The 14760-nt window shown below is 55.8% G+C and carries 8 protein-coding genes; all 8 read right to left on the reverse strand.

Features of this window, described 5'->3' with window-relative positions; genetic code table 11:
- Positions 1–238: 238 nt before the first annotated feature.
- Positions 239–1528 carry a dicarboxylate/amino acid:cation symporter gene (locus tag ACI2J2_RS18785; RefSeq protein ID WP_209637856.1) on the reverse strand — a complete coding sequence of 430 codons (1290 nt, stop codon included), beginning with the start codon at positions 1526–1528 and terminating at the stop codon, positions 239–241.
- A gap of 293 nt (positions 1529–1821) precedes the next feature.
- On the reverse strand, positions 1822–3828 hold the full coding sequence (hmsP, locus tag ACI2J2_RS18790; RefSeq protein ID WP_209637858.1) for a biofilm formation regulator HmsP: 2007 nt from the start codon (positions 3826–3828) through the stop codon (positions 1822–1824).
- Between the two features lie 417 nt (positions 3829–4245).
- Entirely contained in the window at positions 4246–7719 is a 3474-nt protein-coding gene (bcsC, locus tag ACI2J2_RS18795) for a cellulose synthase complex outer membrane protein BcsC (protein ID WP_404760601.1), read from the reverse strand.
- The gene (bcsZ, locus tag ACI2J2_RS18800) at positions 7701–8813 is read right to left on the reverse strand and encodes a cellulose synthase complex periplasmic endoglucanase BcsZ (protein WP_404760602.1); all 1113 of its coding nucleotides are present in this window, start codon (positions 8811–8813) and stop codon (positions 7701–7703) included. The genes bcsC and bcsZ overlap by 19 nt, the downstream gene beginning before the upstream one ends.
- 5 nt (positions 8814–8818) lie before the next feature.
- A complete protein-coding gene (gene bcsB / locus ACI2J2_RS18805; RefSeq protein ID WP_404760603.1) occupies positions 8819–11128 on the reverse strand; it encodes a cellulose biosynthesis cyclic di-GMP-binding regulatory protein BcsB in 2310 nt (769 codons plus the stop codon).
- A gap of 55 nt (positions 11129–11183) precedes the next feature.
- Positions 11184–13787, reverse strand: a complete 2604-nt coding sequence (gene bcsA, locus ACI2J2_RS18810; protein ID WP_404760604.1) for a UDP-forming cellulose synthase catalytic subunit — start codon at positions 13785–13787, stop codon at positions 11184–11186.
- Entirely contained in the window at positions 13784–14521 is a 738-nt protein-coding gene (bcsQ, locus tag ACI2J2_RS18815; protein ID WP_404760605.1) for a cellulose biosynthesis protein BcsQ, read from the reverse strand. The genes bcsA and bcsQ overlap by 4 nt, the downstream gene beginning before the upstream one ends.
- A 3-nt stretch (positions 14522–14524) precedes the next feature.
- Positions 14525–14716 carry a cellulose biosynthesis protein BcsR gene (gene bcsR / locus ACI2J2_RS18820; RefSeq protein WP_209637870.1) on the reverse strand — a complete coding sequence of 64 codons (192 nt, stop codon included), beginning with the start codon at positions 14714–14716 and terminating at the stop codon, positions 14525–14527.
- Positions 14717–14760 lie beyond the last annotated feature (44 nt).

Here is a 14760-nt window from a genome sequence, read left to right on the forward strand (position 1 = left end):
TGCGGATATTCCATTCACCGGAATATTAGGCTGCGACAAACAACCTACAAATACGCCCTGAGTTTCACAGTGGGGCGGAAAGCAGAAAGTGTACCATCGAGTTAGACCGCGCGCCTTTGCGGATGTCACTCATTAGTGTGAAAAATAATGGATAACCGATTTTTTAATGCAAGAATTCATTACGCGGGGGGATAAAACGTCACCGGTTGCGGCTGCAACCGGTGATTTGAGGAGTCAATCAGGCTGAAGGCAGCGTTTTATCGGCACCTGTTACCTGCTTGTTGGACAGGGTGTCTTGCAACTGCTTTTCATCCAACTGTTTACACCATTTAGCCACGACGACCGTTGCCACACCATTACCGACCAGGTTAGTCAACGCACGGGCTTCAGACATGAAGCGGTCAATGCCCAGAATTAACGCGAGACCGGCCAGCGGCAAGTGGCCGACAGCAGAAATAGTGGCAGCCAGCACGATAAAGCCGCTGCCGGTCACCCCTGCAGCCCCTTTAGAGGACAGCAACAACACCACCAACAGCGTTACCTGATGCACGATGTCCATATGGGTGTTGGTCGCCTGCGCGATAAACACGGCCGCCATAGTCAGGTAGATAGAGGTCCCGTCCAGGTTAAACGAGTAGCCGGTCGGAATCACCAAGCCCACCACCGATTTCTTACAGCCCAGCTTCTCCATTTTGTCGAGCATGCGCGGCAGCACCGACTCGGAAGAAGAAGTCCCCAGCACGATCAGCAGTTCTTCTTTTATATAACGAACGAATTTGAAGATGCTGAAACCGTTGGCGCGGGCAATGGAGCCCAGCACCACCACCACAAACAGAATGCAGGTAATGTAGAAACAGGCGATCAGCTGACCCAGTTGCAACAGCGTACCCACGCCATATTTACCGATAGTAAACGCCATCGCCCCGAAGGCACCCAGTGGCGCCAGGCGCATAATCATATTGATAATGCCGAAAATCACGCGGGAGAAGCTGTCGATAACGTTGAAGATCAGCTGGCCTTTATCACCCAGACGATGCAGGGCAAAACCGAACAGTACGGCGAACAGCAACACCTGAAGAATGTTGCCACTGGCGAAGGCACCGATGACGCTACCAGGGATGATATCCAGCAAGAACGGAATAATGCCCTGTTGTTGGGCCTGTTCAGCATAAACGGCCACCGCCTTGGCATCCAAAGTCCCTGGATCGATGTTCATCCCGGCGCCCGGTTGGGCCAGGTTAACAATCAGCAGGCCAATCAACAGTGCAATGGTACTGACGATTTCAAAATAGAGCAGTGCGATCGCACCGGTACGGCCGACGGCTTTCATACTCTCCATACCCGCGATACCCGTCACCACGGTACAGAAGATCACCGGCGCGATGATCATTTTAATCAGTTTAACGAATCCATCGCCCAGAGGTTTCATCTGTGCGCCAATGTCAGGATAGAAATGACCAAGCAGGATGCCCAGCGTAATCGCCGTCAACACCTGAAAATAGAGGCTCTTAAAGATAGTGAATTTCATATGAACATCCTTTGGGGGGGAAGACACGCACCAGGCGGTATTCTCGTTATCTCGCCTGTTCATCGCTTGCGCGGAAAATAACACCCACCTAACAACATGGAAATAATTTGTTGCACCAATAGATACATGTTGATACGAATTTAAGAGCTGAAACGCGCCAGCCCAAATGCAAGGCTGTAAATTGCGTAAGCATTTCTTTGCATTAACTCAAAAGCGGTAGTAAAGACAGGCATTCTCGGACGAGGCAGCGGGCGGGCGACACAGGAATCGCCCGAAAGATCAGAAAGGTAAAATCAGGCGGGTGGCTGGCAGAATTCGGCTTCAAACTCACTGCGCGGCAACGGGCGGGCAAACAGGAAGCCCTGCCCGCTATGAATACCGTGTCGTAGCAGCCAATCGCGTTGTTCGGCATTTTCGACACCTTCAGCCATCACCGGCAGCGCCAATACCTCAGAAATAGAACTGACGATACGCACCATGGCGTCATCTGTCGGCAGGCCCTGAATAAAGCTCTTGTCGATTTTAATCAAATCGATCGGCAGGCATTTCAATCGGTTCAGATAATTCAGGCTGGAATATCCCATACCAAAGTCATCCAATGCGATGGACAGCCCCAGGTCGTGCAATTCACGTAGCAAGGCCAGTGCACGATCGAGATCGTCAATACGTACCGTTTCGGTAATTTCCAGCAGCAACTTACGCGGATCAATGTGGTGCTGCGCAAGCACACTTTTCAGATGCGGGACAAAATCTTCATGCTGCATCTGGATGGGAGACACATTGACCGCCAGCGGCATGCTGATACCACGGCTCTGCCAATCAGCCAAAATACGGCATGCCTCCTCCAGCACCCAGTTACCGAGTGGCACAATCACCCCAAGCTCTTCAGCTAACGGGATTACATCTGCCGGAAGGGTATAGCTGCCGTCATACTGCTGCCAACGCAGCAGCGCTTCTGCGCCTATCACCGCATTGGACTGCATATCTATCTGTGGCTGCAAAAATAGCGTAAATCGACGCTGTTCAATGGCCTGCAGAATTTCACTTTCCTGCGTCAGCCGCTTTTGGGTACGCTCCGTCAGGCTCGGCTCGAAAAACAGCACCTGATTTTTACCTTCACGATGTGCTGACATCATGGCCGAAGTCGCGCTACGCAGCAGTTGTTCCGCACTCTCTCCCGAATTAAGGTAATGCGCGATACCGATGCTGGCACTTGGCCTCAACGGCATTTCCTGCAAGCTCAGCGGCGCATTGATCTGCGCCATGATGCGGCGTGCCAGCTGCATCGCATGGAAGGGGCGCTCAACGCCTTTGGCCAGAATGGCAAACTCGGTGTTGCTCAACTGCGCCAATACGCCGTTTTCATCGATACACGCACGTAGCTTTTTGGCCAGCGTCAGTAACAGTGACTCTCTCATCGCCGGATTGAGCACACCCGATGCTTCGTGCAAGGTTTCAATGCCAATCACCAGCAGATTAAAGCGCTCGGGCCGCAGACTGGAGGCAATATGCTGTTCCAGCAACGCGGTAAACAGCGCCTGGTTCGGCAACTCTGTCACCGGATGGCGAGTGCTCATGCGGCTCATCTCCGCATAGGCTCTTGCCAGCCGCTGCTGATTGCGGTTGTAGTTACGCACCAACAACCCCAACTCATCGTCCTGATGCAACGCTGGCAGCATCAGTTGGTGGTAGGGTGCTTCTTCCTGCGAAATATTTTCCAGCTCTTTGGCCATTGCGCGCAGCGGGTGCACCATCAGTCGGTTCATACACCAGCTAATGGCAATCGACAGGATTAACGCCAACAGTAAGTAAGTCGACAGCATGGTCGACAATATGCTGAGAATAAATTGGTACATGCGGAACGAATCGGCCTGCAGTACCAAATAAGCCAACGGCTGTGGGTTAGCCGGCACACGCTCCAGTGAATAGAGCGGAACAGAAATCTGAATTGGCAACTCAAACAGGCGAGCGATCAGCGTGGGTACTGGCCGTTCCGGTGGGAAATTGGCGTGTAACGCCTGAAATTCATTCGGCAGCACGATATCTGCACGCGTCAGAATCCCTACCGGCAACAATGTGTTCAACACACGTTTGGTTTCGGGTATATCCATGCGCAGCACCGCCTCCGCCAGAGGCTGGCGCACGGAGTGAGCAATATTTTCCAGTTGCTGGGCATAGTCATCCCTGCGCTGCTGCACAAAATGGAATAACTGGATCACGATAAAGATGCAGATCGTCACCAGCGCCACACCGGACACCGTTGCCATCTGTTTAATCGTTAATGAACGCCTGACCCGCAAACCTGCTCTCCGCTAATTCGGGCTGAAATAAAAAAGGGATGAATAATACCCATCCCTTGAACCGGTCTGAGTATACTCGATTGTCTAACGCTTTTACCCTGCCAAACCGCTGGCTCCCTAAGAAAACCGCGGGTTTCAGTCTTTTCCTAATGAAAGGTCGCGCCCCGCCATTGTCCGTGAACGTCGTTGGCGGGACGCAGCCTGAACTCAGGGTAATAAAACTACCTCGTGTTCAGGCTGCTGACAAAGTCCGTTATTAGGGAGAGCGTGCCGAAGGGGCCGTCGCGGCTTGTCCGCCGGAGCACCTCCGGGGCGCTAGACCCGGGAATCTCGAGTTCAAAGACAACGTCGCCTTCAAACTCACACAGGGTAGCAAAACTCCCCTGTGTTCGACACTCCGAATCCACCTGAGGAGGGTTACTTAAAATCAGCGTACGGCGTCAGCGGTTGAGGCGGTAAATCCAGGTCGCCCTGCCAACCGGCCATCGAATAGCGTAAATAGAGCAATGCATGGCTCGGCGTATAGTCTTTCGCCTGTTGAATATCGATCCCGGCGCCCAGTGTCCAGTGTGAACTGAGGCGACGCTCAACAATGGCCCGCAGGGTATAACCGAAACCGGAAGAGGAACTGCCGTCCTCCACGGCAAACTTGTCCGGCAACGAGTCCGGAATCAGCCCCTGCAACGGATAACGCGCCTGGCTGTTGGTTTTCGAATGGGACAAGGACACCGATCCACCCAGCTCCCATGACCAGTTCTCGGTACGCTGGCGATAATTGACCGGCACCGCCAGCGACATATATTGCTGCGGACTGTAGTAACCGCCCTGGCCGAGAGAGTAACCGCTCAAATCCTTCTGATAATGCCACAGCATGGTGTTCAACCCGACGGTCACTCTGCGGTTATCTTCGTTGATCAATTTGTAGTAATAACCCGCCATAAAACGCTCGCGCTGGTTATCTTCGACATTTTTACCGGTCAGTTGATGCGCACTGAGGTTGGCCCAAACGCCGTGTGCCTCGCCGCGATCGTAACTGGCGCTCAGACTGACCCCAGTGGCGCGTACTCCACCCCAGGTCGTGCCGGTGTTCGGATCTTTGGTACCGCCAAATGCCAGCAGCGAGCTGGATATCGGCCGGCGCGAGGCCGCCAATGTCCAACCAATGTGGTTCCAGTCGTTGCTGTAAGCCAGTCCGCCCACCCAATCGACGACATCAAAACCCATAGGTGTAGTGCCGACATCACCTTCCCAGCGATCGTTCTTCCAGCCAACCGCCACGCTCGTTCCGGTAGCTTTCTGATGTTCGTCGCCGCTACAGCCCTGAGTATTACAGGTGCCAAAGGTCTCATAATATTTGCCGTTGCTGTCGGTGGAGAACCTGCCGGCATCCAACTGAACGGTATCCGAACGGAAAAATGCCCGTCCGTCGTACAACGGCATGTCCACCTGCAACATGGTGTCGTGGGCTTTGTAATCAGAGATACCACCGGTACCGCTGGACCCCCAGTAGTCATGATCGAGCGTGACATTAACATCCTGCTGACGGTAGAGATCCCCCGCATCCGAACGGATACCGCGTTTGAGCCAGTCATCACCCGGGTTGTTACGCGTCAGATAGGTATAGCTGTCGTTATCCGACGGAAGCTTCGGTGCAATGCCACTGGCCACCATCGCTTGTTTATAGTCCTGTTGCGCCAATGCCGGCTGCAATTGGTCGCGTTCGAGCCGTGCCGCATCGCGATAAATCAGCGCTTTTGCCTGGCTTGGCGGCGCTTGCTGTGCCGTCGTTTTCAGCCGGGTAAAGATATCCGTCGCTTTTTGTGGCTCACCGACGGCGTACCAAGCGTTAGCCACCCGTCGCTCAGTGTTGCTGGATGGATTGGGCACCGTCGTTTCTGTTTGTAGCCGCTGGCGCGCCTCGCTCAGTTTACCTTGCGCCACATACGCCTCGATTTCACCCAGTTGCACATCCGGGTTATTCGGTTCGCGCGCCCGCACCCGTTGATAGTCCGCCAGGGCTGCATCATAGTCACCACGTGCCAGCGCCCAATCTGCCAACTGGAGATCGATACGGGTATCTGTGGGTTGCCGACGCAGATAAGCGATCGCACCCGGTTCGTCGCCTGCGGCACGCAGTTGCTCGGCATGATCCAACGTCTGCTGCATTTTCAGTCGCTGCGCCAATTCCCGCATATTGTCGTTCCACTGTGCGCCAGGCAATGTATTCAACTCTGCCAGCGCTTGCCGATCGCGATCGCTACCGGAAAGATACAGCGCGTAGGCATACGCCAGCTGCGGGTTACCCTGCTGCTTTTGCGCCAGTCGCCTGAACAGGGCATCCGCCTGCCCAGGTTGCCCTGCCTGACGCAAAGTCTGCGCATAGTGATACGTCAGCCACACATCATCAGGATCCATCTGCTGGGCACGGCGATATTTCTCTGCCGCCTGGTGCCACTGTTTTTGCTCTGCAAGCCGATCGGCCTGCTCTTTGAGCATGTCGAGCTGCAAACCCTCTAAGGTGCTACGCAATTTATTTTGCTGGCTACGCGGCAGACTATTGAGATAAGCCAACGCCTTTTCAGGCGATTGGCGCTGGTAGATATTGACTAAACCGCGTACCGCGCTGCCGCTGCTCGGATCCAGCCGAAGTGCCTGCTGATAAAAACGCTCGGCCGCGGCGTCATCTTTACGCGCCACGGCAACGTCACCCAGACCGATCGCTGCGCTGCTATCACTGTTGTCTATCTGCCGTGCCTGTTGATATTTCTGCTGTGCCAACGTCAAATTGCCGGCTTTCAACGCCTTGTCACCTTCATCGACCGCCAACCAATAGCTGTTGCTCTTGATCAGGCTCTGCCATTTACTGCTGCCGTAACCGCTTTTATCAGCCTGTAATGCCTGACGGAACAAGCTTAATGCTTGCGGACGATTGCCGGCACGGGAATAGGCCTGCCCGAGTGCGCCAAGGACTTCAGCATCGTTGGGGGAAGCTGCCAGCGCTTTTCTCAGTTCAGGAATGGCAGCGCGGCTTCCTCCTTTTTCCACCTGAGCCAACCCGCGCACCCGTGCCAGATAGGCCGGATCCGACAGCAGTGCCTGTTGCCTCGCCAGCTCCTGCTGGGCACTGACGGCCTGATCGCCGGTTTCAAATACCCCGAGGAAACGGTTAAGGGCCGCAACACTTTGCGGGCTGACCGGCATCGCTTTCACTTTTTCCAACCACAGATCCGCAGCATCACCGCGCCCTGCGGGATCGGCTGCCACTTTCTGCAATAAATCATAAGCCTGTGCGTCACGGTCCTGACTAAATAACATCCGTGCCAACGACATCCGCAGCGGCACGTTGCCAGAATATTGCTGATCCAGCGCCTGCAGTTGTTTCAGTGCTGCGGCTTCTTGCCCCGGTAACCGCGCAACCAGTCGCCAATATTCCACCGCCAGTTCAAGCGTCGGCGGGTCACCATGGAACAGGTCATCATACTGGGCCTTCGCCTCCGGCAGGCGGCCGGCTGTCGCCATTAAGCGCGCCTGCTGCAGTTTCTGTCGGGTTTCGGGTTGCGTCAGCAGCATATTCATTTCTGCCTGACGATAAGCGCTGGACTGCGGGGCAATCTTTTTCAGCTTATCTAACTGCTGCTGCGCCAACGCCTGATTCCCCTGCCGCAACGCCAAACGCATACGTGCTGAAATCACGTCCGGGTTGTTTGGGTCCATTAACTCGAGCCGGTAAAGCGACTGACGGACCAATTCATCCTTATTACTGGCCTCCCCAACCCGCACCTGCTCCAACAACCATTGCTCCGGCGCAACGGTTTCCGCTCCCTGCGCCTGCGGCAGCATTGCCAGACTTAAAGGCACCAGGCCTAGCCAGTTTATTCTGAAGTTACGCATTGGCTGCCCCAGGAGGGTTCAAGTTCACCCTGCCGATTAAAACGATAACGTTGTTGATCCCATCCCTGACCGAACAGCACCAGCGAGGCACTGAAATAGGCATTATCACCCGGTGGATTTTGCTTAATGCGTTGGCGCTGTACCTGCAACGCCTCAGGTTGGTTCGCCAGCATCGGCAACAAAGCAGCAGAGAAGCCCACCGGGCCGTCACCGCTGGTTTTGCCACTGGCCGTATCCGTTTTCTCCGGGGGGACGCCCTGTGTCAGCGTGGCTTGCGCCATTGGCTGCAATTGCTTGAGTAGCGCTGCCTTGTGTTTATCGTCATCCGCCAACATGCCGGCCCACAGATAAACCCGGATAGCGTCATAACTGCCCACGTTCGGCTTGACGGTATCCGGTTGCCAACCTTTGCCGACCTGCCACACGACCCAGTCGGGTGAGAAGCCGTGTGGCGCGGTTTCCAGCCACAGTCGCAGATAGGTTTGCTCCATCGCCCGCCACGGGCCATTCAAGGCGGCAAAGCGGGCCAGCAGTTGGGGTGGCAGGTAGCTCGGGTTGAGTCGCCAACGGTCTTCAGCCACAAACCCTACCTTTCCCGGCAACAGCATCAGGCCCAGGCCGGGAATATCTGCCACCTCTTCGCGGGCAATTCGCTGCAACAGCAACGTGCCAAGGGTTTGATAACGGCGACTGTTCCATAAGCGCCCCGCTTCCAGCAGATTGTAGGCAATCCATAAATCCGCGTCGGATGCAGAATTACTGTCCAGTACCGTCCACTGTTTTTTATCGTTCTCGCCCCACAGCCAGGCGGGTAAATGGGCACTGAGATCGCCCGCGGCCAAATTGTTTTCCGTCCACGTCAGCAATTGGTCGAACGCAGGCCGATCGTTCGCTACCAGGGCGAAGAACATGCCATAGCTCTGCCCTTCCGAGGTGGTGATACGGTTCGGACTACTCGGGTCGATCACCCGCCCCTGCTCGCTGATATAAAATTGTTTGTACTGTTGCCAGGCTGGCCACTCGCAAGCCGCCGCCGCGCTGAAAGCGCACAGCAGCAGCATGCCGAATGTCAGACGTTTCAATGCCACAGGCATCGCGGTTAATCCCGATCTTCAGGCGACAGGCGACGGCGGCTAAAGATCCTCAAGCCACGCCACAGCATCAGCGCCAGAATGACCACCACCACGACCGCGATCACTGCAAGCCACACCGGATGGGTCGACAAGGCATGCCAGATGCGCTCCCACCACGGCAAGTGGCCGACATAATAAATGTCGCCCACGCGTAAGCTGTTTACGCCAGATTCACGAATCACCGCCACAGACCCAAACACGGCCGCACGCTTGCCGCTGTCCAACAAGGCGTTGTTCAGCAGATCGTAGCCACGCGGGCTGTCAGCCAGTAACGCGACTATGCTGCGTTGATCGTTAAACGGTGATTGCACCCCGATAATCGCCGACATCGCCCCTTCCGAACTGATGGCGGTTTTGCTGTCTGGCTTGGTGTCCTCCGCCAGTACGTCCATCGTCGGTAACGGCAACTGGCGTGTGGGCTGCTTCACCCAGCTTTGGGTGGCATCCACGAGCAGGCTGATTTTTTTGTCGTCCCGCAGCTCTGGTGGAATGGTGCCGATCATCAGAATATCGGCATCCCGATCCTTCGCCTGGGACCAATCGTCACTCACCGTCACCGCCAGGGTCGGATAACCGGTCTGTGCACCAATAACCCCCAGTGCGTTCAGCAACGCGCTGACCTGTGGCGGTTGCGGCTGCTTGTTCACCAAGACCAGCGTCTGCGACAAATCAGCTAAACGGCTGAAAGGGAAACCGGCATTCGCGAAGGCTCGTAGATCCGGCATCGCCATAAAGTGGCGGTAACCGGAGAAATCGATCGTTGATGCACCATCGATTACCGCATGGTTAGCGGTAAAGGAGTAAGTTTCACAACGCCCTTCCGCCCCGCTGGCCAGCAGCGTGGTGTAGTCGAAGTCGAAACGCAGTTGGTTAGTCGCGCCCAGCCGCAGCGCCGGAATATTGACGTTTTTGTCCGAGTCGATCAGCCCTTGGGTCAGTGGCAAACGCAGCAACTGGGTACCCTGCTCGTGTTCAGGGACCAAAGAGTACGCCTGCACAAACTGGTTATTTAGGCTGACACTCAGACGCGAACCGTCCTGAATACGGGGTGCGGTGTAGCGATACTTCAAATGCATATCAATGCCGGTGCTGCGAATCAGGAACAGGTCCGGCGGCAAGTTCATGGTGAGCGAGATCGGGCCCGGTTCGATGCCACTGGTCTGCAGTTGTTCCGCATACTGCTGCAGCTCGGCAAAAGTCATAGGGCGATCGGTACGTACCCAGTTAGGTGCATCGTAAGGTTGACGGGGTGCCAATTGTTCGACTTTATCGACCGTGACGTTCTGCCCACGGAACAGAATGTTGCCCTGTGCAATACCTTTCACCGCAGTGATCAAATCGTTGTCATCACGCCCCTGCACCAGCAGCAGTTTGATGTACGGGTTGTCTGGATGGCTGATCATTTCCACCGTAGGGCCATTGACCGGCGGATAATCGCGCAAGAAGTCCGGGCGTTGCTTATTGGTGGCAAAAACGATGGCATGCTGTTTCGGCAGCTGGTTATAGAGTACCGGGAACGACTGGCCACGCCACTGCGCTTTGCTGCCAAACCACGACGCCAGAATGCCCGCAGCACGTTGTTGGGTAACATCAGGCTGACCCGCAAACACCACCGGCAACGTCAACGGCCGGTTGTCGCGGCTATCGAAGAAGGGTTCAGGGAAATGCGATAACTCGTTTTTCACCGGCAAGGTCTGGTAACGCAAGTTCAGTGAGCTGGATTTACTGATTTCAAGCCACAGCGTTGTACTGGCCGGGTTTTCACAAATATTCTGATAATGTCCGACGAAAACTAACCTTACACGGTTAAAATCGGTGATATAGCGGGGATCGATCGCCATCTGGATGCGATTCGGCTTGCCGAGTTGCTCTTTGGCAATGGTCGTCACGCCCATCAGTTCATCATTGAGGTACACCTTGACGTGCGATTCCACCGGAATCAACGAAGGCGACGGGGTGAACTCCAAATCGAGCATCGCCTGCGACACCACTTCATCGCTGCGCACACCAAATTCAACCTGACCATCAGGCCGAGTACCACGCAGGGTAAAGGTACCGGGCGGTGGGGCAATAGTGGCAAACGGCAATTGTACGTCACGTACCGGCGCATTCGGATCCTGCGGTGCACCCGCGCCCATCGGTGTCGTCACCGACGCGTCGACGGGCACCGTCACCGGCGGTTGTGCCGCAACGGTCGGTGCGGTGGCAGTTTCAGCCTGAGACAAGGTGCTGATGCCTAAGGCCAGGGCGGTAAACCAGGTTATTTTTCTCGTCATCGTATCATCATCAATGTTAGAGCCTGATCACCAGGCAAGTGAACGGGCGATTTGCCTATACCACTGTCTCTTTTTGGCTGAAGATCGGAGCCCTACCGACACCGTGCGGGATAAATGACACTATCCACGCAATCAACGTCGTGAACCCGACCAGCAGGCGGCGCACCATCGGCGGTGCGTAATCCGCCATACGTACGTAACCCCGGAAGCCCAACGCCAGAACGTCGCGCAGGCTTTCGATCGGTTTATCTTCAGGGAACCCGTCCTGCCACAGCGCCCAGGTATCGGCACGGGCAAAGGTACACTGAATAAAATCAATATGTTCGCGGGTGCTTAGGTTAACCATGCGGACCCCGACCTTGCTGCCGAAGGCGCGGGTCACAACACATGGGAAACTGTATTCTTGCTGGCCACGCTTGAGTAACAGCGACACCTTGTCACCGTCTTTCAGCACATCCGCGACGCGCATCTCAATCCCTACACCACCGTCGGAATAATCGCGCAACGTGCAGGGGAACAGGTGCCCATCGGCCCGCGCGATCGCGGCCGGCATGGCAATCTCCACCCTATGTGCTTGGCGTACCTGCTTGGCCTCGACCGCCACCGCCACCGCACCCCCGAGTATCGTCATGTTGTACAGCACCCATACCAGGCTGATGATCACCGTCATGACCTCGTCCGCCGGGCCGTAACCCAAGCGCCAAATACCGAAAGCCAACCCGGCCAGATTTAATATCACCAGGAACATGTAGGGCCGGGTGATCACCCAGTCGACATGTTCTTCCTCCACCAATCCGCCTTTCGCTGTAACGTTGAATTTCCCCTTGTGCGGATTGAACAACGCCACCGTGGTCGGTCGGGCGATGTACCAAGCCAATACCGTTTCGTAGATCTCACTCCAGAAGGAGTGGCGGTATTTCCCTTGAATGCGTGAGTTGGTCAGGCTGGCGTGAATCATATGCGGCAACACATACAACGCGATCGCCAGCGCCGGGGCAAAGATGATATAGGCGTGCAGTAACAGGAAGGCCAAAGGCGCGGTAAGGAAAATCAGTCGAGGAATGCCGGACAAGAAGTGCAACATGGCGTTGGCATAGCACAGGCGCTGCGCCAGCTTCAGCCCTTTGCCGAGCAGGGGGTTATCCAGCCGGAAGATTTGCACCATTCCACGCGCCCAACGAATACGCTGGCCAATGTGTGCCGACAGACTTTCTGTCGCCAACCCCGCCGCCTGCGGAATGCGGATATAGGCCGAAGTGTGTCCGCGACGATGCAAACGCAGTGACGTGTGGGCGTCTTCAGTGACGGTTTCCACCGCAATACCGCCGATTTCATCCAGCGCACTCCGGCGCAAAATGGCACAAGAGCCGCAGAAGAACGTCGCGTCCCACATATCGTTGCCGTCTTGGACCAGGCCATAGAACAGCGTGCCTTCATTAGGTGTTTGGCGAAAACGCCCGAGGTTACGTTCAAACGGATCCGGCGAGAAGAAATGATGCGGAGTCTGCAGCATCGCCAGTTTCTTGTCTTTGAAGAACCACCCCATTGTCAATTGCAGGAACGAGCGTGTCGGCACGTGGTCACAGTCAAAAATCGCCACAAACTCGCCGGTTGCCTGCTTTAACGCGTTATTGATATTACCGGCCTTGGCGTGTTCATGGGTGGGTCTGGCGATATACTTAACACCCACCTCTTCGGCAAACGCCTTAAACTCTGGCCGGTTGCCGTCATCGAGGATGTAGATAGTGACTTTCTCTTTCGGCCAATCGATGCCCAGGGCAGCGTAAATGGTGGGTTTCACCACCCCGAGATCTTCGTTATAGGTGGGCACCAGCAGATCGATTGTTGGCCAGGTTGCGCTATCTGCGGGCATAGGCACCGGCTGACGGTTGAGCGGCCAGACCGTCTGAAAATAGCCCAATACCAGCACCACCCAGGCATAGGTTTCCGCCACCAGCAGCAGCAAACCGCAGGTCAGGCTGAGCGGGTCGTCCCAGTTCAGCGTGGCGGTATAGCGCCACCATAAATAGCGGCAAGAGACAGTCAGCGACAGCACAATCAGCATCAGCCCAGGCAAACGCCCCGGCACCCGGCGCACCACCATGGCAATCGCCCACAGCAGCAGCACAAACACAAACTGCGCCGGCAGGTCGAATGGCTGCGAAATGCACAAAATAGCGAGGGCCGCCGCCAAGACGCCGACAATGATAAAGAGTACGCGGCGCAGGCGCCGGTTCATCTGACCCAAACGTGCCACCGAGCGCTGCTCCAGCCCGGCGCTTTCTAACCGTTGTGGGATAGTTTTCAACCAATTGGCATAGCGTAGCTGCAAGCGCTGCCAACCGGCGAAGCGAGTGTGTTCTCTCGGCGCGCGCTCAGTGCGGAATACCAGCAACCACAGGCCTTGTACCAGATAACGCAACGCATCCGCCGGGCGTGGGCGGTTAGGCGACAGATGCGGGAACCAATAGGTCCGTCCTGCCCGTAAGCGCTGCCAACCGGGGGATTCCAAACGCAGAAAAATCCAGCTCAACGCCACCAGTAACGTGGTGAAAAAAGCGGTAAACGCCGATGCCCCATGACGGCGGTAGGCACGATAACGCGCCTGTACCGCATGGTGAACAGGCGGTACCAATAGCAGGCTCATCACCCGGCTCATGGCGCCTTATCCTTCAGGTTGATCAAACACCAGTTAGCCAGCGTCAGTACCTCATCGGCAGCCAGGCTTTCCGGGCGATACTCGCCCAATGGCTGCTTCACGGCCATGGCTTCAGCCATCGCCTCATCGCGGTGAAGCACCACCGGCAACAGGCCGCCCAAGGTTTGCAACCACAGTTGGTGCAAATCCTGCTGCAGCTGACTGCCGGCAACGTAGTGATTAATCAGGAAATGGCAGCCGTCCGGCAATGCCTGCTGATGCAGACGCACCTGACAGTTGGCGTCTGGGGCAATCAGCATAAAGACACAATCTGCCAGCGGCAGCGCCTGCCGTGCCAGCGCCTCATCATCGGCTGGCAGATCCAACAAGATCCAGTTGTACTGAGCACCGGCAGTTAGCTGTGCCAGATTGTCCTGCCAGCGGGTGGGACGTTGCCGACACGATTGTTGTACATTCAACCGTTCCGTTAGGGTGAGTTGGCCAAAGGGTAAAAAATCGAGGTTTTCGCAGTAGCGCATCGCGCCCTGCCGCCAATCCCCACCATCCTGCTCGGCACGTGCCCAACCGCGCGGCAGCTCAAACGGCATATTAAACTGCAGGCGCAGCAGGTTGTCCGGCGCAAAATCTATCGCCAATACCGACTCGCCCAACTGTTGTAATGCCCAAGCGAGCGCTGCGGTGACCGACGTCGTCCCCATGCCGCCTCGCAAACCCTGCAGTGCAATCACTGGCATAAACTAGCGGCTCCCCGTTGTTTGCACTAATTCAGCAAGCAAGGGCCAGCGCGTCATCATTTGCGTTAAACGCTCCTGACGCGAAATATCAACATAACTTAATTTTGGTAAAGAAAAGGCGCGGCTGAGAGCCAGCAGATCATCCTGAGTTTCCGGCGGTGCCACTGCATGAAAGCGCGTTAATTGATTATTCATTCTTCCGCCTTTAAAAAATAGGCTAATGTTAATTAACTATAGCA

Origin of the sequence: Serratia sp. NPDC087055 (genome assembly GCF_044900985.1) — a bacterium.
In the GTDB taxonomy this organism is placed as follows: domain Bacteria; phylum Pseudomonadota; class Gammaproteobacteria; order Enterobacterales; family Enterobacteriaceae; genus Serratia.

Excerpts from the sequence above, each read along its gene's own strand:
- ACI2J2_RS18785 (WP_209637856.1), bottom strand. The coding sequence starts at position 1,528 with ATGAAATTCACTATCTTTAAGAGCCTCTATTTTCAGGTGTTGACGGCG.
- bcsC (WP_404760601.1), bottom strand. The coding sequence starts at position 7,719 with ATGCGTAACTTCAGAATAAACTGGCTAGGCCTGGTGCCTTTAAGTCTG.
- bcsZ (WP_404760602.1), bottom strand. The coding sequence starts at position 8,813 with ATGCCTGTGGCATTGAAACGTCTGACATTCGGCATGCTGCTGCTGTGC.
- bcsB (WP_404760603.1), bottom strand. The coding sequence starts at position 11,128 with ATGACGAGAAAAATAACCTGGTTTACCGCCCTGGCCTTAGGCATCAGC.
- bcsA (WP_404760604.1), bottom strand. The coding sequence starts at position 13,787 with ATGAGCCGGGTGATGAGCCTGCTATTGGTACCGCCTGTTCACCATGCG.
- bcsQ (WP_404760605.1), bottom strand. The coding sequence starts at position 14,521 with ATGCCAGTGATTGCACTGCAGGGTTTGCGAGGCGGCATGGGGACGACG.
- bcsR (WP_209637870.1), bottom strand. The coding sequence starts at position 14,716 with ATGAATAATCAATTAACGCGCTTTCATGCAGTGGCACCGCCGGAAACT.